This is a genomic window from Nocardia grenadensis, from assembly GCF_050942415.1.
In the GTDB taxonomy this organism is placed as follows: domain Bacteria; phylum Actinomycetota; class Actinomycetes; order Mycobacteriales; family Mycobacteriaceae; genus Nocardia; species Nocardia grenadensis.
The window spans coordinates 26,641-49,139 of sequence record NZ_CP192054.1 but is presented as its reverse complement, the minus strand read 5'-3'; the positions used below and the strand labels follow the sequence as shown (position 1 = coordinate 49,139).

17 protein-coding genes, 1 tRNA gene and 1 pseudogene are annotated in these 22,499 nt (G+C 68.3%); 15 read left to right on the top strand and 4 right to left on the bottom strand.

All coding sequences use genetic code 11. The features are described 5' to 3' along the window. The first annotated feature begins 686 nt into the window (after positions 1-686). The 7 genes and pseudogenes from ACQPYS_RS00220 to ACQPYS_RS00190 form a co-directional block, all read left to right on the top strand. Entirely contained in the window at positions 687-2,351 is a 1,665-nt protein-coding gene (locus ACQPYS_RS00220; protein WP_433491393.1) for a DUF4407 domain-containing protein, read from the top strand. A gap of 196 nt (positions 2,352-2,547) precedes the next feature. Next, positions 2,548-3,381, top strand: coding sequence for a hypothetical protein (locus tag ACQPYS_RS00215; protein ID WP_431939555.1), 834 nt, complete (start codon positions 2,548-2,550; stop codon positions 3,379-3,381). Next, complete coding sequence (locus tag ACQPYS_RS00210) at positions 3,378-4,403, top strand: DUF4129 domain-containing protein (RefSeq protein ID WP_063040455.1); 1,026 nt, start codon at positions 3,378-3,380, stop codon at positions 4,401-4,403. Before ACQPYS_RS00215 ends, ACQPYS_RS00210 begins: the two co-directional genes overlap by 4 nt. Continuing rightward, entirely contained in the window at positions 4,400-5,404 is a 1,005-nt protein-coding gene (locus ACQPYS_RS00205) for an AAA family ATPase (protein WP_433491392.1), read from the top strand. The genes ACQPYS_RS00210 and ACQPYS_RS00205 overlap by 4 nt, the downstream gene beginning before the upstream one ends. 3 nt (positions 5,405-5,407) lie before the next feature. Continuing rightward, on the top strand, positions 5,408-6,700 hold the full coding sequence (locus tag ACQPYS_RS00200) for a DUF58 domain-containing protein (RefSeq protein ID WP_433491391.1): 1,293 nt from the start codon (positions 5,408-5,410) through the stop codon (positions 6,698-6,700). A 55-nt stretch (positions 6,701-6,755) separates the two neighbouring features. Continuing rightward, positions 6,756-7,277, top strand: a complete 522-nt coding sequence (locus tag ACQPYS_RS00195; protein WP_433491390.1) for an RNA-guided endonuclease InsQ/TnpB family protein — start codon at positions 6,756-6,758, stop codon at positions 7,275-7,277. Positions 7,278-7,289: 12 nt separating this feature from the next. Beyond that, positions 7,290-7,616, top strand: a pseudogene (locus ACQPYS_RS00190) (zinc ribbon domain-containing protein); the annotation flags it as partial. Between the two features lie 59 nt (positions 7,617-7,675). On the opposite strand, the gene ACQPYS_RS00185 reads toward ACQPYS_RS00190, so the two are convergent. After that, positions 7,676-8,473 carry an RDD family protein gene (locus ACQPYS_RS00185; protein ID WP_433491389.1) on the bottom strand — a complete coding sequence of 266 codons (798 nt, stop codon included), beginning with the start codon at positions 8,471-8,473 and terminating at the stop codon, positions 7,676-7,678. A 172-nt stretch (positions 8,474-8,645) separates the two neighbouring features. Between ACQPYS_RS00185 and ACQPYS_RS00180 the strand changes: the two genes are divergently transcribed. Beyond that, on the top strand, positions 8,646-9,635 hold the full coding sequence (locus ACQPYS_RS00180) for a stage II sporulation protein M (RefSeq protein WP_433491388.1): 990 nt from the start codon (positions 8,646-8,648) through the stop codon (positions 9,633-9,635). A gap of 837 nt (positions 9,636-10,472) precedes the next feature. Here the strand turns inward: ACQPYS_RS00180 and ACQPYS_RS00175 are convergent. Both ACQPYS_RS00175 and ACQPYS_RS00170 read right to left on the bottom strand, forming a co-directional pair. Continuing rightward, positions 10,473-11,240, bottom strand: coding sequence for an SDR family NAD(P)-dependent oxidoreductase (locus tag ACQPYS_RS00175; RefSeq protein WP_063040449.1), 768 nt, complete (start codon positions 11,238-11,240; stop codon positions 10,473-10,475). A gap of 218 nt (positions 11,241-11,458) precedes the next feature. Next, positions 11,459-11,541: transfer RNA gene (locus ACQPYS_RS00170), tRNA-Leu, on the bottom strand. Between the two features lie 249 nt (positions 11,542-11,790). On the opposite strand from ACQPYS_RS00170, the gene ACQPYS_RS00165 reads away from it, so the two are divergent. From ACQPYS_RS00165 to pknB, 7 genes are all read left to right on the top strand, one after another. Further along, complete coding sequence (locus tag ACQPYS_RS00165; protein ID WP_433491387.1) at positions 11,791-13,149, top strand: FhaA domain-containing protein; 1,359 nt, start codon at positions 11,791-11,793, stop codon at positions 13,147-13,149. A 202-nt stretch (positions 13,150-13,351) separates the two neighbouring features. Continuing rightward, on the top strand, positions 13,352-13,819 hold the full coding sequence (locus ACQPYS_RS00160; protein WP_030524421.1) for an FHA domain-containing protein FhaB/FipA: 468 nt from the start codon (positions 13,352-13,354) through the stop codon (positions 13,817-13,819). Continuing rightward, entirely contained in the window at positions 13,816-15,318 is a 1,503-nt protein-coding gene (locus ACQPYS_RS00155) for a PP2C family protein-serine/threonine phosphatase (protein ID WP_063040443.1), read from the top strand. Before ACQPYS_RS00160 ends, ACQPYS_RS00155 begins: the two co-directional genes overlap by 4 nt. Beyond that, positions 15,318-16,796 carry an FtsW/RodA/SpoVE family cell cycle protein gene (locus tag ACQPYS_RS00150; protein WP_063040442.1) on the top strand — a complete coding sequence of 493 codons (1,479 nt, stop codon included), beginning with the start codon at positions 15,318-15,320 and terminating at the stop codon, positions 16,794-16,796. The genes ACQPYS_RS00155 and ACQPYS_RS00150 overlap by 1 nt, the downstream gene beginning before the upstream one ends. Then, on the top strand, positions 16,793-18,259 hold the full coding sequence (locus ACQPYS_RS00145) for a peptidoglycan D,D-transpeptidase FtsI family protein (protein ID WP_063040441.1): 1,467 nt from the start codon (positions 16,793-16,795) through the stop codon (positions 18,257-18,259). The genes ACQPYS_RS00150 and ACQPYS_RS00145 overlap by 4 nt, the downstream gene beginning before the upstream one ends. Positions 18,260-18,296: 37 nt before the next feature. After that, on the top strand, positions 18,297-19,790 hold the full coding sequence (locus ACQPYS_RS00140) for a protein kinase domain-containing protein (RefSeq protein ID WP_433491386.1): 1,494 nt from the start codon (positions 18,297-18,299) through the stop codon (positions 19,788-19,790). Beyond that, a complete protein-coding gene (gene pknB / locus ACQPYS_RS00135) occupies positions 19,787-21,694 on the top strand; it encodes a Stk1 family PASTA domain-containing Ser/Thr kinase (protein ID WP_433491385.1) in 1,908 nt (635 codons plus the stop codon). The genes ACQPYS_RS00140 and pknB overlap by 4 nt, the downstream gene beginning before the upstream one ends. Positions 21,695-21,775: 81 nt before the next feature. Here pknB and ACQPYS_RS00130 read toward each other — a convergent pair whose 3' ends face one another. Further along, complete coding sequence (locus ACQPYS_RS00130) at positions 21,776-22,417, bottom strand: aminodeoxychorismate/anthranilate synthase component II (protein ID WP_433491384.1); 642 nt, start codon at positions 22,415-22,417, stop codon at positions 21,776-21,778. Between the last annotated feature and the right edge of the window lie 82 nt (positions 22,418-22,499).

Below are 22,499 nucleotides of genomic sequence, written 5' to 3'. Positions count from 1 at the left end.
GGATTTCGCCCGCCAGGCCGGCCTGATCGGTGGTCGCCCGAGCACGCCCTTCGGCCGGACATGGGTATGTGCGGCGTAAGAGCAAACGATAAGCCAGGTCCGGGACCCAACCAACCAAGGTTGCCCTAATAATCGGATCTAGCTGGGCTTCTTCATTCGTTCCTCCACATATGCGCGTTTTCTAGTGTAAAGCAGCTTTCGGGGGTGAATCGATCCCGGGATCGCCCCTCCGAACAGCGGCGATCCATCGGATCCGAGCCTTTCCCGATGCCGCGCCGCATCCACCGAACCCACGCTCACCTGCATCGAAGATGAATTCCCGACAGCAGCGGATGGCAAACCCATCGGCCTGCGGCTAACTGTTGCGCATACCGGTGAGATGTTCGTGACAGCGTCGTGACGAGCACAGAACACGATCCGACCGTTCGGCCTGTTTTGTCCATCGACACCCACAGCACATGATCAGCAAACCCACGTACAAGTGGTTTACGACACACTTCTCCGAGCCGCTCGCGCATCGCTTCCGTTGCGCGAGCGCGGGTTTCGGCGGGCCCCGGGGTACGACCCGGACGCGGCTCGCGGAGCGGTCACCGTATGCTGCGCGACACCCTTGTGAAGATCCCCACACCCGATCGCCAAGGGTCGATGGACAGGCGTGTGTCCTGTCACGCTGAGACAACGAATCGATGACAGCTGCAGAGGATATGGGCCCCATGAGCGTCACCGGCATGTTCATCCGGCTCGGCGGCGGGCAGCCCGCCGAAACCGCCGACGGATACGAGCGCACGGGCTATACCGTCACCGGAGTGGGGGTGGCGCTGTTCGCCCTCGCCGCCGGCGCGGTCACCGCCTCGGCCGTGGGCGCCGCCGGACAACCACCCGCCGCGGTCGCCGCCATTGCCCTGGTGGCCGGAGTCCTCGGGGGCCTGCTCGGCCGGGCGCTGGCCGGGGCCCAGCCCACCGCCCACCCAGATCTGCCCGCGGGAACCGTCAATGTTCCGGCGGTCGCCGCGCGGGTCGGGACCGCGCTGCTGGCCGGTGTGGTGGTGGCCGAGATGGCGCTCACCGTACTGTTCGATGGCACCGTGGACCGGATACTCGAGGAACGCGCCGCGACCGCGGGCGCGTCGGCCCCCGCCGTCCGTACCGCCCGGGATGAACTGGACCGCGCCGTCGCCGACCGCACCGCGCTGGACGGGACCATCGCGGCGGCCACCGCGGATATCGACAATGCCCTGATCATCGCCCGGTGCGAGTTCAATCCCTCCCCGCAGTGCCCACAGACCAAGATCACCGGGGTACCCGGGCGGGGACCTGAGGCGCAGACCGCCAATGCGATGCTCGACGACGCCCGCACCGCGCTGAGCACCGCGCAGAACCGCGTGGCCCCGCTGGACCAGCGCGTATCCGATGCCCGCCTGGTGCTGCACGACGCACAGGTAACGGCCGCCGACGGTGACCGCGGGTTCGGTGCGCGGTGGTCGGCGGCACACGAGTACACCACCGGTGAGCTGGGCGCGCTGGGCCTGCGCGCACTGACCTGGCTGCTTTTCGCGCTGCTGGCTCTGCTGCCGCTGATCCTGCGCTGGTGGCGCGGTGAGACCGCGCAGGAGCGGCGGCGGGCCGCCGAGACCGTACGCGACCGCGCCGAACGCGCCGCCGACGCGGCCATTGCCGAGAAAGAGGCCCGGGTCCGGGCCGATACCGCCGCGGTCCGGCTCGAGCAACAGCTCACCGCGGCCGAACTGGCGGCCGCGGCCGATACCACCATCGACCGGGAACGCCAGCGCACCCGGGTTATCGCCGCGCTCGGTGGACTCGAGATCGGCGTCACCGAACGCGACCCGGCCGCCGCCGTCCCGGCAGCGGCCCGGCCCGGCGCGTTGCCGCCGGGAAGTGATGGACCGGAGCTGCCGGCCCCGCTGAGCAAAGAGATCGCGGTCCGGGATCCGGCGGGCCTGGAACTCCCGCTCATCGGTACCGTCCCGTTCACCGATACCGCCGCCCGCTTGATCCGACCGCTGGTCCCAGGTTTCGTCAGTTCGGCCATCGACAACGCCGTGGATACCGCGAGCCGGCCGCTGCGCACCGCCCGCCAGGTGCTCACCGAGGCCGAGGAGATCACCTTCACGCTGCGCCGGGCACGAAAGGTGAGCGTGGACAGCGATATCGACGATTCGCGCACCGTCGGTAACCGTTGGGCCGGCCGCCGCGAGGACGCCGATATCACCCTGGGCTCGGAGGCCATCGTCTCCGCCACGACCCATCTCGAGCCGGCGACCGCCACCGCGCTTCCAGCCGGCGGTGAAAGGGAATTCGCCCCGCCGCGCGAACTGCCCCCGGGCAGCTGACCCCCACCCGACTCGGCCCGGTTGCTCGCCCCACGTCCGCGACCCACCGCACCGGCAGGCGTAACGCGGCCTTCGCTCCGGGCGGGCGCGGACCGCACCGGTGCCCATTAGACTCGGCCACGTGCAGCCTGCCGCTGATACGGCCGGTTCCGTCGGGGCGGGAATACACCCGGAAGGCCGAGCCCAGGTAGCGACGGTGCCGATCCGTCCGCTGAGTTTCCGGGAACTTCTCGACGCGCCGTTCGCGCTCCTGCAGGCCGATATCCGGACGCTGGCGGGAGGTGCTGCCGTACTGCTGGTGTCCGGGGAACTCGTGGTGGCCGGGTCGATCGGGCTGATCTCGCATCTGACCGACGGCTCCGATACGGGGACCGCCCTCGCCGCGCTGTTCGCGACGCTCGGTTGCGCCTGGGCCATCCGGCTCGTCCTGCGCGGTGTCACGGTCGGCACCGGCCTGGCCCGGGTCGGCGGGCACCCGATCGGGTTGCGCGAAAGTCTGCGTCGCACCGCGGCGAGGCTGGGCCCGCTGCTGCTCACCCAGCTCTCGTTCACCGCGATCGGGGTCGCGGTGCTCGGTATCAGCGCCGCGCTCTTCCCGTTCACCTTCCTCGGTGGCCTGCTGTGGTTCGTGGTCACCTACCCCTGCTGTCTGCTCTGGCTGGCCTGGCTGCGCGCGCGTCATCTCGCGGCCGTGCCGGTGCTGTTCGCCGAGGGCGCCGGCGCCCGGGCGGCGCTGTCGCGGTCGGGCGCGCTGGTCGCGAATCTGCGGACCCGGCGGACCGGTCTCTGGATCTGCCAGCGCCTGCTCTTCACACTGCTCATGGCACCACTGCTGGGCCTCGTACTGTTCGTCGGTGATATCTCGGGCACCCACCGGTGGGCGTTCCTGGTACTGGTCACCGTCGCCGGGCTGCTGGTGGCGGCCTTCACCGAGATCGTGGAGTCCAGCGGCCGAGTGGTCGGTTACCTGGATCTCCGGTGCCGGCGGGAGGGCGCCGATATCCGGATCCCCGACAGGGGTGGCCGGTGACCGATCCGTCCCGGGCCGTTCCGGAGCAGCCCCGGCTGGACGCCGCCGCGGTCCATTCGGCCGCAGCCGAACACGCGGCCGCCCGCGGTGACTTCGATACCGCCCTACGTGAACGTTTCCGGGCGGTGCTGCGCGGGCTGGAACAGCGCGGACTGCTCGAGGTGCGCCGATCGCGCACCGCCCATGAAACCTCGCACGAAGCGGCGGTGAAGCTGCCCGCCGGGGACTCCGGTGGATTCGCCTCCGCCGCGAAGTCGTTCGACGAGGTCGTCTACGGCGGCCGCCGGGCGGATGAAGAGGAGTATCGCCGCCTGACCCGGGTCGACCGGTTCTCCGCGGCGGCGCCGCCCCCCGCGGCCGAACCGTTCGATATCGAACCGGCCCGCCGCGGGTCGCGGTGGCGGCCGGGCTCCGTGCGGTGGCCCACGATATTGCGCGCCCCCCGGTTCTGGGCCTGGGCCGCAGCGCTGGTCGTGCTCCTGCTGGTGCTGTACGCGGTCCTGCAAGGCTGCTCCGGACCCAGCGCGCCGCGGCTCCCGGACGCGCCACCACCCCCGGCGAACCCGCCGAGCGACGGCTACGACCCGGACCTACCCCGACCGACCGGCGACGACTCCTTCTTCGAGCGCACCCCCGACTGGCTGGCCTTCGGCGGGCTGCAATTCCTGATCGCCGCCGCCCTGCTGGTGTGGTGGCGGGCGCGGCGCCGGGGCACGGTGGTCGGTGAACCGCGGCCGGTGGAGGTCGCGGCGGATGAACTGCTGGCCGGACAGGCGGGGCTCTACCGCCGCTCCGGTGATCACGCGCATATCGCGGGTGTGTTGCGCGCCGCGACCGTGCGCAGGGTGCGCCGCGCGCTCGGCGCCGGGCCATCCCCGGAGGAATTGACGGCGGCGGTCGCCGCACGGATCGGCGCCGACCCGGCCATTGTCGGGTCGGCCCTCTACGGGCCGGTGCCGGACGCGCCGACCTTGCAATTCGTTGCCGCGCAACTCGAATGGATCGAAGCGGAGGTCGGATGACCAGCATTGACACCGGTAAGGCCGGCGCGGGCGCAGCCGCGGCCCCCACTCCCGCCGAGGCGGCCGCCGCCTTCGCGGCACTACGCACCGAGATCGGCAAGGCGGTGGTGGGTAACGACAACGCCGTCATGTACCTGGTGCTGGCGCTGCTGTGCCGCGGCCACGTACTGCTGGAAGGGGTCCCCGGGGTGGCGAAGACCCTGCTGGTCCGGGCCCTGGCCACCGCCCTCGACCTACGGCACACCCGGGTCCAGTTCACCCCGGACCTGATGCCGGCCGATGTCACCGGATCACAGATCTACGATCCGCATTCGGCCGAGTTCACCTTCCGTGACGGTCCGGTGTTCACCAACCTGCTCCTGGCCGACGAGATCAACCGCACCCCACCGAAAACCCAGTCGGCACTGCTGGAATCCATGGAGGAGCGTCAGGTCTCGGTCGATGGCTCGCCCCGGCCGCTGCCCGACCCCTTCGTCGTGGTCGCCACCCAGAATCCCATCGAGCAGGAGGGGACCTATCCGCTGCCCGAGGCCCAATTGGACCGGTTCCTGTTCAAGGTCGATATCCATCTCCCCGACCGGGACGCCGAGTTCCGCGTATTGCAGCGCCACGCCGACGGATTCGACCCCCGCGACCTCACCGCGGCCGGGTTGCGGCCGGTGGCCGGGCCGGCGCATATCGCCGCCGCCCGCGCCGCGATCGCCGAAGTCACGGTCCGGCCGGAGGTTCTCGCCTATATTGTCGATCTGTGCCGCGCCACCCGGGCCGCGGCGGCGGTGCAGCACGGCGCGTCCACTCGCGGCGCCACCGCGCTCATGTCCGCGGCCCGGGCGCTGGCCTGGCTGAACGGACGCGGTTTTGTCACGCCCGACGATGTGAAAACCGTTGCCGTGGCGGCCCTGCGGCACCGGCTGCAACTACGTCCCGAAGCCGAACTCGACGGGGTGACCGGTGAACAGGTGATGGCCGCGCTGCTGCTGTCGATCCCGGTCCCGGTGTAGGCCGTGGTCGTCACCGGCCGGCTGGTCGTCGTCGCGGCCGCCGCGGCACCGGCGGTCATGCTGCTCGCTCCGTCCTGGACCGCCGTCCTGGTCGCCGGTGCGCTGATTTTCGCGCTCGCCGTGACCGACCGCCTGCTGGCCGCGCGGAGCGCGGAGGTGATGCTGGAACGGCCCGAGTTGACGGTGCTGCGCCTGGGCGCGCACACCGAGGTCGAGCTGACGTTGACCAATACCGGAGCCCGGACCGTGCGGGGCCTGCTGTGGGACGACTGGCCCGACAGTGCCCACGCCACCGAACGCGAACACCGGATCACCGTCCCCGCGTCCGGCCGGATCCGCCTGCGCACGACGCTCACTCCCACCCACCGCGGCGATCGCGCCGCCGGACCGGTGACCCTGCGCCTGTGGGGGCCGTTGGGTCTGGCCGGGCATCAATTCCACCGCGATGTCCCTGCCCGGGTCCGGGCCCTGCCGCCGTTCCGCAGCGAACGGCTCCTCGCCGCCAAGGTGAAACGGCTGCACCATCTGGAAGGCCGCAATCCGGCCGATATACGCGGCCAGGGCACCGAGTTCGACTCCTTCCGTGAATACGTACCGGGCGACGATGTCCGCACCATCGACTGGCGGGCCACCGCGCGAGCCGACGATGTGCTGGTCCGCACCTGGCGTCCGGAACGCAACCGGCAGGTGCTCATGCTCTTGGATACCGGCCGGATCAGCGCGGGGCGGGTAGGGGCGGGCACCCGCCTGGAGACGGCGATCGAGGCGGCCCTGCTGCTGGGCGGCCTGGCCGCGGCCGGCGGCGATATGGTCGGCCTGCTGGCCTACGACCGGGTGGTGCGCGCCGAGGTACCGGCCGGCGGCCGCGGCATCCAACCCAAACTCATGCACGCCCTGGCCGGTGTCACCCCCGCGCTGGTCGACACCGACGCCGACGGGTTGGTCCGAGCCGCTGTCCAGCGGGCCCGGCGGCGCAGCCTGGTCGTGTGGTTCACCGGCCTGGACGGCGCGGCGGTCACCGAGAACCTGCTTCCGGTGCTCCCCGTCCTGGCCGAACGGCATCGGGTACTGATCGTGTCGGTCACCGATCCCGATATCGCCGCCGCGGCGGCCGACCGCGGCAGCCCGGCCGCGCTGTACCGGGCAGCCGCGGCCGAATCGCGGATCGCCGAGCACGCGCTATTGCAGGAATCGCTGCGCCGGATGGGGATCGCCGTGGTCGCCGCGGCCGGGGCCGATCTGCCCGCGGCCCTGGCCGACGAGTACCTGGAGCTCAAACGATCCGGGGCTCTGTGACTCGGTAGCCCACCGGACCCGCCGGGCCTCAGAGCGTGCCTGGGAACTGCAGTCCGTGGGCCTTGTCGATGTTGCTGCTGTCCCGGCCCACGATCGGCGGCGGGGTTTGTCTCGGTGGTGGATCAGCCTGGCGGTCGAGGCGGCCGCTCTGCATCCTGCCCACCACCACCGGCCCCGGGGCAGTGGTGATGGTGGTGGCTGGGTCGGGATCGACCGCGGTTTGTCGGCGTTCCTGGTCGCCGCCACCGCCGACGGTGCTGAAACCGTCCGGATCAATCGGGGCGCCCAAGCCGCTGGCCGCGGACAAGCCCGGCAGCGGCGGTTGGCGAAAGCACTGTCGAGGAAACAGAAGGGATCACGTAACCGGACAGAGGCCGCCACCCGGTTGGCGCGCCACCATCACCGGATCGCCGATGTTCGTCGCCATTTTTTACATCAGGTCACCAACCGGCTGGTCAAGACCCACGACGGGCTCGTAATCGAAGACCTGCATGTGGCCGGGATGCTGCGCAACCGGCGTCTGTCACGGGCGGTCAGTGATGCCGGATGGACGAATTTCGCGCGGCTTCTGCACTAGAAACAGCAGTGGCGCAGTGGTGCCGTGGTCACTGCGGATCGTTGGTTCCCGTCGAGTAAACGGTGTTCGGCCTGTGGTGCGGTGAACGCGGGTCTCACGTTGGCGGATCGGGTGTTCACCTGTGGGTGTGGGTACCGCGCGGATCGGGATCTGAATGCCGCGGTCAACCTCTCCGCCTGGGCCGGCAATGGAGACGTCTCAGGATCCCCGGACCTCCGAGCAAGGGGCCGGGTTACCAATGTCCGCCGACGGAAAGGCGCTGACCGGCACCCTGCGGGTGCCGGTGCAACCGGCCCGGAAGACGCGGAAACCACAGTTGATTCCCCGGTCAGGGTGTGAACCGAGGACGCCCGGGAAGGGCGGTGTCCGGTAATCCACACGAGTTATCAGACACGCTGTCAGGAAATGGGCGCGAACGCCACCGGCGGCAAGACGTACGCCGGGGGTGCGGGCACCGGAAGCGCGCGACGCTGACGTTCGGCGATCACGCTGCCCAGAATCTGCACCGGCGGGTACCCGGCCGGCGGCACGACCCGCAGCCGGGCGCACACCGCGTGGACGAGCGCCTGCCCGAGTTCGTACTGCGCCGCCGGTGTCAGCGAGTCGAGCCGGGTCAGGTACTGCCGCACGGCCAGGGCCAGATCCTCGGGCAGCGCCGCGAGATCCAATTCGGCCGACCAACCGCTCAGCCAGACCGGTGGCACGGCCAGCGCGGGCACCGACAGTCGCTGCCGCATATGCACCACCACGGTGCCCGCCAGCACATCACCCACCCGGCGTGCGTGCGGCGAGCACATCGAGCTCGCCACGGCGATGACACCGAAGAGCCCGAGCATCCAGAAATCCACGATCGCGCCGGTGAGGGCCCGGGTGAGGGCGTGCCGGAAATCGATCGGGCCACCGTCGGCGCGCACCACCCGCAGCCCCAGCGCCAATTTCCCCGGGGTGGCACCACGCAACAGTGTCTCGAACGCGACCGGATACCCGACGAGCACCGTGACCAACGAAACCAGCGTCAAGGTGCTGAACCACGGGTCGGCGTCGTCACCGCGGACGAGCAGCAGGACACCGGTGAACAACACGGCTCCGAGCACGGCCTGCACGATCAGGTCGAGCACGAAGGCCGCCGCGCGGGTCGGGACGCGGGCGACCGGTAGCTCGATCGCCACCGCTTCGCCCGTCGTGAATTCGGCCATATCGCATAGCATTCTTTCATGGCGGCCGGTTTCCGGCCCCGCGTCGATGACACGGGGGTACAGCCGTCGCCATCGGTTCGCCGAGTGCGGGCCGCCCTGCCGTTGTGCGCGGTCCGCGGCGGGTGCCGCCCTGGGCACGTCGGCGGTACAGGCGGGAGCGGGAGGCGAGCCCATGGATGTGGACGCATACAGCGCGAGGAACCGGCACCTGTGGGCCCGGCTGGACACGCTGTCGCGCAAACGCTCCCTCACCGGGCCGGAAACCGACGAACTGGTGCTGCTGTACCGCCGCACCTCGCAGCAGCTGGCCCGGTTGCAGACGCACAGTCCCGAACCGGAACTGGTGGCCGGGCTCAGCGCGGTGATCGCCCGGGCCCGCGGCCGGATCGTCGGCAGCGCGCCGAACACCTGGACCGAGATCGTCCGGTTCTTCACCCACGGATTCCCCGGCGCGGTATATCGGGCGCTGGGCTGGTGGCTCACGGTCGCCGTGGTCTTCCTGAGTGTGTCGGCGGGGTTCGCGGCCTGGATCGCGCACGATCCGTCATCCCGGAAGAGGCTGGGCCTGCAGGGCGATACGGGTGCGCTGACCGCTCCGGGTGGCGCCTTCGAGACCTATTACACCGAGCATTCCAACGATGCGTTCGCCGCATTGGTCTGGACCAACAATGCGTGGGTATCCGCACTGGCCCTCTTTCTGGGCGCACTCATCGTGCCCGTACTCTATCTACTGTTCATGAATGCCCTGAATATCGGCATTACGGCAGGGTTGATGGCCGAGGCCGGCCGGCTGGACTCGTTCTTCGGATTCCTGCTGCCGCACGGGATGCTGGAGCTGACAGCCATTTTCATCGCGGGCGGAGCAGGCCTGAAACTCGGCTGGACGCTGATCGATCCGGGCCGCCTGAGCCGGGCCGAAGCGGTCGCCCGGCAGGGCCGCGTCACTGCCGCCATCGCGCTCGGTTTGGTACCGACCTTGCTGGTAGCGGGACTTCTGGAGGGATTCGTGACGCCGAGCGGCTTACCCACGCCGGCCCGGATCGCCATCGGATTCGCCGCCGAGACGGCCTTTCTCGCCTACATCGTTCTCGCCGGCAGCCGAGCCACACGGGTTGCCGAGCCGACGACGGCAGAAGTAGCGGTAGCGCAACTTTCGCGGTAACGGGCAGACAACGTCGAGCACACAGCGATCGGCCACGTATTGTGAGGTCGCAGCAACGCGAACCGGATGACCTGCGTAGATTTCCCCAATTGAATTCCGCTGGCCGCAGCGAGTCGCCGCTCTAGCTGCGGCCAGCGTTACCGTTGACTCTACACAATCGTTATCCCTACGCAACCCATTGCGGCTGAGGTCACAGGTACGCATCGCAGTTCGGCAAACATCCAGAAACCCCCGACTTCACCCTTGTGCAGCTAACTTCCAGCAGGCGCTGCCGGACTTACAGCGGTGCTTTCATTTGCAAGTACATTTAGTTTTTACTGGTCACGGACATATCCGTAACCATGGTTACGCCCAATCCGAAACGGGTTCGCCGCGCAGTGCGCCCGAACCGCCGTCAACTCGACCTTTCCGGTGCCGAACTGCGCGTTCGCGCGCCGTTAACACGGTTGCCGAACAGGCGATACGAACGAAAAATACCCAGAGTTTGTTTAGCGCGGACAAACCTGCCATACCCCCCGTATGGGGGCCCGGTAAACACCTCGCGGTAGTTAACCAAGGCGGTCCCGAGACGTGAACTGGGTCACCGAAGCCACCTACTGAGGTAACCCTCAGCAGCGCCGCCGCAATCGAAAAGTTCTTATGTGATCTCGGTCTCATTCAGGCATACCGGGAGTACGGCGCGACGTTTGCGCCCGCTCCGGCGACCGTATTCGTCCGCTGCGGCGCGCCGGAACGACCGGCCGGGGGAGCCACGCCGGGGCCCGGTAAAAGAGAAAGGCCGCAGCGGCGATCGCGACTCGCGCGAGCACCGTTGCGGCCCAGGAACCTTGTGAGAGATCACATGAGCGCGCCGCCATCGACCCTGATCTCGGTACCGGTGATGTAGCGGCCTTCATCGGACCCGACCATCGCCACGACGCCGGCGATATCCTCCGGGGTACCCAGCGCACCACCGTTGAGCCAACCGGTCAGCCGGGCGAACAGGGTCCAGTCCGCGTCCTCCGGCTGTTCGGTGATGGATTCGGTGGTGATCCCGCTCGTGATTCCCGCCGGGACGATATTGACCGCCCGCAGTCCCTGTTTCGCGTACTCCAGGCCGATCGCGTGGGTGAAGGACGCCACGCCGCCCTTGGAGGCGGCATAGGCGGCGAGATAGGGGGCCGCTTGGAAGGCCGATGTCGATGACATATTGATCACCACACCCCGGCCGGATTCGAGCAGGGGCGGCAGCAGCGCCTGGGTCACCAGGAATGTGCCCGTGAGATTGACGGTGATGACCCGGTTCCACTCGTCGAGTGGCATCTCGTGCGTACGGGCCGGCTTCAGAATGCCCGCACAGTTGACGAGCACGTCCAATCCGCCCAGGGTTTCCAGCGCCGTCTCGGCGGCCGCGCGCACCGACTCGATATCCGCGATATTCACCACCACGGTGCTCAGCCGGTCGGCCACATCCCCGGCCTTCTCCACCGTGGCCGCCAGACCGGGCTCGTTGATATCGGCGGCGACGAGTCGGGCTCCTTCCTCCAGCAGTCGCAGGGCCACACCCTGGCCGATCCCCGATCCCGCACCTGTCACCAGTACTCGACGGCCTTCATATCTCCGCATGGCATGAATTAGAACAGGTTCGCATCGGGAGTCAACGGGTTCCGCGGATTTTCCGTCAGATTTCTGAAACACGTTCTAGGTGATCGTACGAGCCGCGACAGAACAACCATGACCAACAACACACACCGATTTCGCGACCATGATGCCGGAGCAATACGCGCCCCGGTGGCAGAAAAAGAAGAAGCCGTGGACCCGAAGGATCCACGGCTTCTTCTCGGTGGGCGAAGGGGGACTTGAACCCCCACGTCCCGAAGGACACTGGCACCTGAAGCCAGCGCGTCTGCCATTCCGCCACTCGCCCGAGCGACGGTCAGACACTAGCACGGGGATGTCGGGGAGACGAAATCGCGTGGTCACGGCCTTTTCGAACCCGCCGCTGACCAGGACTCGGAGCAGGAAGAGCGCCGAGAAGGGAACTCCGGCACGGTTCCGGTAGTTACAGGTACAGCGGAACGTGGATATCATGCAGAGAACGTGCTCGTAGAACGACACGCCGTATTCGCGTGTCGTCGTAAAGAATGAGGAGAGACTCACCGAAGGGAGGGCCCGAATGGGGATCGTCTCGCGTTTCGAGCGTCGCCTACAGGGCGCCGTCGGTGACGTCTTCGCCAGAGTCTTCGGCGGGAACGTTGTTCCCCAGGAGGTCGAGGCAGCGCTGCAGCGTGAGGCCGCCGACAACGTCCGAGATGTCGGCGGCGGGCATCTGCTCGCACCCAACAGTTACGTGATCACCATCAACTCGTCGGACCACCGGCAGTTCGACGCCGATCACGACCTCACAACCCGTGCTTTCGCCAAACATCTGCAGGATTACATCCGTGAGCAAGGCTGGCAGACCTATGGCGAAGTACACGTGGCGTTCGAGGCATCCCCTACGCTGCACACCGGAATGTTCAGGACGAGCGGTCGCGTCGACCCCGACGCCGGCCGTGGAGCCGCCCCGGCTCACCGCCCCGAACCGCTACAACGACCCGCTAACCCGCAACCAGGAGCTGGCCCCATGACGCAGAACTCTGGCTACGACCCGAGCCGTGAGCACGCGGACGCCGATCCACGTAATCGCGGGTACGCTCCCGGACCCGCGGGACGCGGGCCGCAGAACGGCGCGTACCCCGAGGACTACGGTCCCGGCGCGCCCTACAACGGCGGCCCGGATTACCAGAACGGCTACGACTACCAGCAGGGTGGCGCCGCCTACGACCAGCAGGCCTACGGCGCCCAGCAGGGCGGTTACGACCAGGGCTACGGTCAGCAGGGCTACGCCCAACCCGGCTACGACCAGGGTTACGACCAGCAGGGCTACGGCCAGCAGCCCGGCTACGACCAGGGCGGTTATCAGGGCCAGCCCGGCTACGACCAGGGTTACCAGGGCCAGCAGGGTTACGAGCAGGGCTACGATCAGCAGGGCTACGCCCAGCAGGGTGGATACGACCAGCAGGGCTACGCCCAACCCGGGTACGACCAGGGTTACGACCAGCAGGGCTACGCCCAGCAGCCCGGCTACGACCAGGGTTACGACCAGCAGGCCTACGGCCAGCAGCAGGGCCAGGGCTATCCCCCGCAGGCCCAGCAGGGCGGTTACGGGGCACCGGGCGGATACGCAGCACCGGCGGCGGGGCCCGGCTTCTCGGCGACCCTCGCGCTCGACGACGGCAGCGGCCGCACCTACCAGCTCCGGGAAGGCAGCAACATCATCGGCCGCGGGCAGGACGCGCACTTCCGTCTCCCCGACACCGGTGTGTCCCGACGCCATATCGAGGTCCGCTGGGACGGCCAGACCGCAATGCTGTCCGACCTCGGTTCCACCAACGGCACCCTGGTGAACGGGTCTCCCGTCCAGGACTGGCAACTCGCCGACGGCGATGTCATCCGTGCCGGGCACTCCGAGATCCTCATCCGTATTGTCTGATGCCGTAGGCTCGCCGTGCGGATCATGAGGCAGCTCTCGCATAATGGGGCGGCCTAATCGTGATCGGTATCGTCCGACGGCCCTATGATGTGCCAACACACGCGCGGCACCGCACAGCGGTCCGCCGGGACGAGCATCGCCGTGGGGTGGGTCGCACCACGCCTACAGCGCCGACACACGGTCGAACAGGAGGTGGAGCGCCGTGCAGGGATTGATCTTGCAGTTGACCCGAGCCGGGTTCCTCCTGCTGCTGTGGCTGTTCGTCTGGGCAATCCTGCGTACCCTCCGCAGTGATATCTACGCGGCCTCCGGCAAACGACTGCAGACCCGGGGACCGCGTGGTTCCGCGGTGCTGCCGTCCATGCGCCGAGGCCAGAAGGGCGCCAAATATCTTGTGGTGACTCAAGGTTCTCTCGCCGGTACCCGCATAACGCTCGGTACCCAACCGGTGCTGATCGGCCGTGCGGACGATTCCACGCTGGTGCTCACCGATGATTACGCCTCTACCCGACATGCCCGGCTGTCCCTACGCGGTGACGACTGGTACGTCGAAGACCTCGGCTCGACCAACGGTACCTACCTGGATCGTGCCAAAGTCACCACCGCAGTCCGCGTTCCGCTCGGCACTCCTGTCCGGGTCGGCAAGACAGTGATCGAGCTCCGATCGTGACACTTGTTCTCCGCTACGCAGCGCGCAGCGACCGCGGCCTGGTCCGCGCCAACAACGAAGATTCCGTCTACGCCGGCGCCCGGCTGCTGGCCCTTGCCGACGGCATGGGTGGCCACGCGGCCGGTGAGGTGGCGTCGCAACTGATGATCGCCGCCCTGGCGCATCTGGACGACGACGAACCCGGCGAGGATCTACTCGGCAAATTGAACCGGGCCACCCACGCCGGTAATGCCGCCATCGCCGAACAGGTCGAGGAAGAACCCGAACTCGACGGCATGGGCACCACGCTCACCGCCATCCTGTTCGCCGGCAAGAAACTCGGCATGGTCCATATCGGCGATTCGCGCGCCTATATGCTGCGCGACAGCGAACTGGCCCAGATCACCCGCGACGACACCTTCGTCCAGTCGCTGGTGGACGAGGGCAGGATCACCGCGGAACAGGCTCATACCCATCCGCAGCGCTCGCTGATCATGCGCGCGCTCACCGGTAACGAGATCGAGCCGACCCTGGTGATGCGCGAGGCCCGGGCCGGGGACCGCTATCTGCTCTGCTCGGACGGCCTGTCCGATGTGGTGAGCGACGAGACCATCGCCAACACCATGCGCGAGGGCAGTACCGACGAATGCGCCGACCGGCTCATCGAGCTCGCGCTGCGCAGCGGCGGACCGGACAATGTGACCGTCGTCGTCGCCGATGTCATCGACCTCGACTACGGCCAGAGTCATCCGATCGTGGCCGGGGCCGCGTCCGGCGAAGCCGACGACAACCCGCCGCCGAACACCGCGGCCGGGCGGGCCGCCGCGATGCGCCCACCGGCCGCCGCGCCGCGCCGGGCCGCCGGCGAGCCCGAACCGCAGCCGAAGAAATCCCACAAACTGCGCTGGCTGCTGCTGGCGGTCGCCCTCGTGCTCGCGGTGGTGGTCGGGCTGGTCGTCGGCTACAAGATGATCCGGACGAACTACTACGTCGGGGCGGACAACGACGGTGTCGTGGTCATGCAGGGGCTGCCCGGGTCGATCCTGGGCTACTCGATCAACGAGGTGAACCTGGTCGGTTGCGTCACCGTCAAGGGCGAGCTCGGCCTCGTCGAGAGCGGCGCTCCCCTGCCCCAGGGCTGCCGAGTGCTGAAGGTCGGCGATCTGGAACAGACCGGCCGCGACCAGGTCGAGCGCGGGCTGCCGCCCGGCACCCTGGACAAGGCCCGTGCACAGATGGCCGTGCTGGCCGATCGTGAACTGCTGCCGGTGTGCAAGAAGAACGCCTCCGCCGCGCAGCCGGGCGTGGTCACCACCACTCCCGCCCCTGCCCCCGCTCCGGCGCCGCCCGCGCCGACGCCCACCGAAGCGGCTCCCCCGGCCCCGGCCGGCCAGCCGCCCGCGCCCGGCGTAAATGGCGAGAATCCCGCGCCGCCCGCGCCGCCGACCACCACCGTCCCGGCTCCGACGACCACCGCCCAGCCCCAGATCGCCGGGGAGAACTGCCGGGTGACGGACTGATGTCCGCACCGGCACCACCGTCCGCCGGGGCTTTTCCGAGTCCCCCGGGCGGTTTCGCTCCGGCGCCGTCGCCGACGACCCGGCGCAATACCGAGCTCATGCTGCTCGGATTCGCGGCGCTGATCACCACCGCCGCACTGGCACTGGTGGAAGCGAGCCAGGAAGAATCGCTGACCTGGGATATCGCCAAGCTCGGTCTCGCCTATCTCGGCCTCTTCGCCGTCGCGCACCTCGCGGTGCGCCGTTTCGCGCCCTACACCGATCCGCTGTTGCTCCCGATCGTCGCGCTGCTCAACGGTATCGGCCTGGTGCTGATCCACCGGCTCGATCTGGCCGATCAGCAGACCGCCGCCTACAACTCGTGGGAGATCCCCTCCCCCGACGCGAACCAGCAGATCCTGTGGACCGCGCTGGGCATCATCTTGTTCGTCACGATCCTGCTGGTGCTGCGCGACTACCGCACGCTGGCCAAATACGCCTACACCCTCGGACTCGTCGGATTGGTGGCACTGGCGATCCCGGCGATCCTGCCCAGTTCGCTGTCCGAGGTCAACGGCGCCAAGATCTGGATCCGGCTGCCGGGTCTCAGCCTGCAGCCCGGCGAATTCGCGAAGATCCTGTTGATCATCTTCTTCGCCTCGGTGCTGGTCTCGAAGCGTGAGCTGTTCACCGCGGCCGGGCGGCACTTCCTCGGCATGGAATTCCCGCGGGCCCGCGATATGGGCCCGATCCTGGCCGTGTGGATCGTGTGCATCGGTGTCCTGGTACTCGAGAAGGACCTCGGCACCTCGCTGCTGATCTTCAGCACGGTGCTGGTGATGCTCTACATCGCCACCGAACGGGTGGGCTGGCTGCTCATCGGTGGCGGTCTGCTCGCTCTCGGGTTCGTGTTCGCCTACCAGATGTTCGGGCACGTCCGGGTGCGCGTGGCGACCTGGCTGCATCCGTTCGACGACTACAACAACACCGGCTACCAGATCGTGCAGTCGCTGTTCGGCCTGGCCACCGGTGGTCTGGCGGGTACCGGCCTGGGTGCCGGGCGGCCGTCGCAGGTGCCGTTCGCCAAAACAGACTTCATCGTGACGACCATCGGTGAGGAACTCGGTCTCATCGGCCTGACCTCGATCCTGATCCTGTTCCTGGTGCTGGTGCTGCGCGGTATGCGCACCGCGCTGGCGATCCGGGACAGTTTCGGCAAACTACTCGCGGCCGGGCTCTCGTTCACCATCGCCATCCAGGTCTTCGTGGTGGTGGGCGGCGTGACCAAGCTGATCCCGCTGACCGGTCTCACCACGCCGTTCGTCTCCTACGGCGGTTCCTCGCTGCTGGCGAACTATGTGCTGATCGCCCTGCTCATCAAGATTTCCGACGCGGCTCGCGAACCCGCGCCGGCCCGCCGCCGCGAACCGGCCCCCGCGCCGCTGGCGGAAGCGCAGACAGTGATGGTGTCACGACGGCAAGGGGGTCTGCAGCGTTGAACACACCATTACGCCGCGTCGCCATGGCGGTCATGGTGATGATCGTCGCCCTGCTGCTCAACGCGACCTACGTCCAGGTCATCAAAGCCGACGATTACCGCGCCGACCCCCGTAACTCGCGGGTGCTGCTCGACGAGTACTCCCGCCAGCGCGGCCAGATCTCGGCCGGTGGCGCCGTGCTGGCCAGTTCGGTGGCCACCGACGACCGCTACAAGTATCTGCGCGTCTACCCCACCGATCCGCAGGCCTATGCCCCGGTCACCGGTTTCTACTCTATGCAGTACGGCAGCACCGGGCTGGAACGGGCCGAGGATCCGGTGCTCAACGGTTCGGACGCCCAGCTCTTCGGCAGCCGGCTGATCGACCTGATCTCCGGTCGTGACCCCCGCGGCGGCAATGTCGTCACCACCATCGACCCGATGATGCAGCAGGTCGCCTACAACGAGCTCACCAGCAAGGGTTACACCGGCTCGGTGGTGGCGATCGAACCCAGCACCGGCAAGATCCTCACCATGGTGTCCACTCCGAGCTACGACCCGAACCTGCTATCCGGGCACGACGGCGCCCAGGGCACCCAGGCCTGGGAGGATCTCAGCGCCGACGAGAAGCAGCCGATGCTCAACCGGGCGATCTCGCAGACCTACCCTCCCGGTTCCACCTTCAAGGTGGTCGTCACGGCGGCCGCGCTGTCCAACGGGAAGGCGAATCCGCAGTCCCAGTTCACCGCGGCGCCCAATATCACCCTGCCGGGCACGAACACGACCCTGGAGAACTACAACGGCTCGACCTGCGGATCCGGTGCCACCGCCACCCTCTACGAGGCGTTCCGGCGGTCGTGCAACACCGCGTTCGTGGAACTCGGCGTCGATGTCGGGGCGGCCGCCCTGGAAGACGAGGCCGCCGCGTTCGGTATCGGACCGCATCGCGGGATCCCGATGCCGGTCGCCGAGAGCACCGTGGGCAATATCCCGGACAATGCCGCGCTCGGGCAGAGCAGTATCGGCCAGCGTGATGTCGCGCTCACCCCGCTCGACAACGCCGTGATCGCCGCTACCGTGGCCAACGGCGGTGTCCGGATGGAGCCCTACCTGGTCGACCAGTTGCAGAACCCGGACCTGAGCGAGCTTTCCACAACCGAGCCGGTCTCGGTCGGCCAGGCCGTGAGCGCCGATGTAGCGTCTACGCTGACCGAGCTGATGGTCGCCTCGGAGGAGAACACCGCGGGCAGCGGCGGAACGTCCTACCGGATCGCGTCGAAGACCGGTACGGCCGAGCACGGCGCCGATCCACGGAACACTCCGCCGCATGCCTGGTACATAGCTTTCGCACCCGCCGAGAACCCGAAGATCGCTATCGCGGTCATCGTGGAGAACGGCGGTGACCGGGCGCTGGCGGCAACAGGCGGGTCGGTCGCCGCGCCGGTCGCCCGGGCGGTGCTGGACGCAGGTCTGCGAGGTCGCTGAACGAGATGGATGTGCGAGTGAATCTGCGGGGAACCCGATGCTGACAAACGGCGCGTTGATCGCGGACCGCTACCGGCTGCAGCGGCTGATCGCCACCGGTGGGATGGGCCAGGTCTGGGAAGCCCTGGACACCCGGCTGGATCGCCGGGTCGCCGTCAAGGTCCTCAAGTCCGAGTTCTCCGCGGACCCGACCTTCCGGCACCGGTTCCGCACCGAGGCCAAGACCACCGCGCAGCTGAACCATTCCGGTATCGCCGGTATCTACGACTACGGCGAGACCTACGATCCCCAGGGCGGCGAAACCGCCTACCTGGTGATGGAACTGGTCCAGGGCGAGCCGCTCAACACCGTGTTGAACCGGCTCGGCCGACTCTCGGTGGCCCAGGGCCTGGACCTGCTGGAGCAGACCGGCCGCGCACTCCAGGTCGCACATCTGGCCGGCGTGGTGCACCGCGATGTGAAACCGGGAAATATCCTCGTCACCCCGACCGGCCAGGTGAAGATCACCGATTTCGGTATCGCCAAGGCGGTCGATGCCTCCCCGGTCACCAAAACCGGCATGGTGATGGGCACCGCGCAGTACATCGCGCCCGAACAGGCGGTCGGTGAGGACGCCACCGCGGCCAGCGATGTGTATTCCCTCGGTGTCGTCGGATACGAGGCGCTCGCCGGGCAGCGGCCGTTCACCGGCGACGGTGCCCTCACCGTCGCGATGAAGCACGTCCGCGAAGTGCCGCCGCCGATGCCCACCGACCTGCCGCCGAATGTACGCGAACTGGTCGAGATCACGCTCGCCAAGGACCCGGCCCAGCGCTATGCCGACGGCGGTGAATTCGCCGAGGCGGTCGCCGCGGTGCGTTCGGGCCGCCGCCCGCCCCCACCCCGTAATCTCCCGGTGGCCGGGCCCACCAGCGTGATCGCTGCGCCGCAGCCGGGCTACGACGAGACCGCGACCGTCCGGTACAACACACCGCCCGCCGCCATGGCCGGGCCGGCGACCACGTACGACCGCGGCGCGCACGATCCCGGCGACGACGGCTACCGCGACGACAAACCCGGCGGCGGCAGCCTCAACAAGAACCAGAAGTGGATGATCGCGCTGGGTATCGGCGCGCTGCTGCTGGGCGGTGCCGTGGTGTGGCTGCTGTTCGGCGGGGACACCAACCCGGCGGGAACTTCGCCGGGCACCTCCTCCACGGCACCCACCACCCGTCCGCTGCCGCCACCGGTCACCGCCACCTACGAGGTGACCGAGCCCCCGGTCTGGACGCCGACCGTGGAACCCACCACCACCGCGCCGCCGGCCCCGACGACCACCACGCCCCCGCAGCCCACCACCACGACGACTCAGCCGCCGACCACCACCACTTCAGCGGCTCCGAGCACCACCGAGACGACGGCGAGCGAAGAAACCACCGGCGAGGAGGAGACCACCACGCGTCGCCGCCCGCCGGTGCCGTCGATCGATATCCCCTTCCCGGGGAATGTCAGCAACATCGCGCCGGACCTTAATCCGCAAGGACAGCCATGACCACCCCGAAGAATCTCTCCTCGCGCTACGAGCTGGGTGAGATCATCGGGTTCGGCGGTATGTCCGAGGTCCACAAAGCCCGCGATCTGCGGCTGAACCGGGATGTCGCGATCAAGGTGTTGCGCGCCGACCTGGCCCGGGACCCCACGTTCTATCTGCGCTTCAAACGTGAGGCGCAGAATGCCGCCGCGCTGAACCATCCGGCCATCGTGGCGGTCTACGACACCGGCGAAGCCGAGATCGACGGCGGTCCACTGCCGTTCATCGTGATGGAGTACGTGGACGGTGACACGCTGCGCGATATCGTGCGCAACGAGGGACCGCTGCCGCCCCGGCGCGCGATGGAGGTCGTCGCCGATGTGTGCGCGGCACTCGATTTCAGCCACAAGGCCGGGATCGTGCACCGCGATATGAAGCCCGCCAACATCATGATCAACCGTGCGGGTGCGGTGAAGGTGATGGATTTCGGCATCGCCCGGGCGATCGCCGACGCCGCCAACCCGATGACCGCTACCGCGGCCGTGATCGGCACGGCTCAGTATCTGTCGCCGGAGCAGGCGCGCGGCGAGACGGTGGACGCCCGGTCCGATGTCTACTCGGTCGGTTGCGTGTTGTTCGAAATCCTCACCGGACAGCCCCCGTTCACCGGTGACTCGCCGGTCGCCGTCGCCTACCAGCATGTCCGGGAGGATCCCCGGCTGCCCTCGCTCGTCTACGAGGGGGTGCCGCGGGAACTGGATTCGGTCGTGCTCGAGGCCATGGCCAAGAATCCGGCCAATCGCTATCAGAGCGCGGCGGAGATGCGCGCGGACCTCATCCGGGTACTGGGCGGCCAGAAACCCGGGGCGCCGATGGTGATGACCGACGAGGACCGCACCACCATGCTGGGCCCGGCGGAAGGCTCCGGCCGAGGCTATCGCGGCGACGAGGACGGCGACTACGACGATTACGCGCACGATTCCGGGGGCCGTTCCCGCCGGACGGCTTATATCGCGGTGGGCGTGGTCACCGCGGTGGTAGCGGCCTTCGGGCTGTTCTGGATGTTACTCGGCCCGGGTAGCAGACCCGATCAGGTCGCCGTCCCGGATCTGTCCAACACCTCCGCGAGCGAGGCCCAGAAGAAGCTCGACTCGCTCGGCTTCGATGTGGCCGTCCAGGAAAAACCCGACGGCAAGATCGGTGCCGGCAATGTGATCGCGACCCAGCCGCTGGGCGGCTCGCGCGCCGACGCGGGCAGCACCATCACCGTACAGGTGTCCACCGGCCCGCAGCAGGTGCCGGTCCCCCGGCTCACCGGCCTGTCCCAGCAGGATGCCGAACAGGAACTCAACAATGTCGGGCTCCAGGCGAACCCGGATGTGAAGCGGGAGCCGTCCAGCGCGCAGGACAAGGACAAGGTGATCGGACAGGATCCCTCACCCGGTATCGAAATGGACGCGGGCAGTCCGATCACGCTGACCATCGGCACCGGCCCCAAGCAGGTCCGCGTCACCGAGGTGGTCGGCCAGCTGATCGACGTGGCCCAGCCCAACCTGGAGGGTGCCGGCTTCAAGATCGTGATCGAGCAGGTCCAGTCGGCCCGGCCGCGCGGCGAGGTCCTCTCCACCAGCCCGGCCGGCGGTTCGACGGCCGACGAGGGTTCCACGGTCACGGTACAGGTGGCGCAGAGCGATCGGATCGCCATGCCGAACCTGGTCGGGCTCACCACCGCGGAGGTCGTGGACAAGCTGCGCGAAAGCGGCTGGCAGGGCAGCGCCAACCAGGTCCGCCAGATCACGCAGATCACGCTCAACTCCGACCAGGCCGGCAAGGTGCTCAGCCAGCAGCCCTCTGCCGGAACCACCGTGCCCTCGTCGACAACGGTGACGGTCAATACCGGCGTACTCCCCCTGGGACCGCCCTGATCCGCTGCCGGGCCCGGCCCGGCGTGCTCACCTGGATATACGAAACCGGGCGGCCGTGCATCGGCCGCCCGGTTTCGTATATCAGACGGCCAGGGAGGCGACCTCCGCCTCCAGCATCTGCACCAGTCCCTCCTCGGGGCGCTCGCCGCAGACTTCCAGCCAGTTCGCCAGCATCCGGTGCCCGCCCTGGGTGAGGACCGATTCCGGATGGAACTGCACACCGTGGATGGGCAGTTCGTGGTGACGTAGGGCCATCACGATCCCGGTCTCGGTCCGGCCGATGACGTCGAATTCGGGCGGGAGTGTCTTCTCCACCACGGTGAGCGAGTGATAGCGGGTGGCGGTGAACGGATCGGGGAGCCCGGCCAGGACGCCGGTACCGATATGGAATACCGAACTGGTCTTCCCGTGCAGCAGTTCCGGGGCCCGGGTCACCGTGGCGCCGAAGGCCGCGCCGATGGCCTGATGTCCGAGGCAGACGCCCAGCAGCGGGGTCCGCCGGTCGGCGCAGGCGCGTACCAGGTCGATACTGGCGCCCGCGCGATCCGGGGTGCCGGGGCCGGGGCTGATCAAAACTCCGTCGAATTCGCCAGCCACGGCCCTCGGGTCCGCGAGCTCCGGGTCGTCGTTACGCCAGACCACTGCCTCGACGCCGAGCTGGCCCAGATACTGGACCAGGTTGAAGACGAAGCTGTCGTAGTTGTCGACGACCAGTACACGCATGCCCAAAGATTACGTGTTCGCACGCCCGGACACCCGGTCCGGCCTGCGTTTGCGACACAATCGGGCACGCGGACCGTACGGC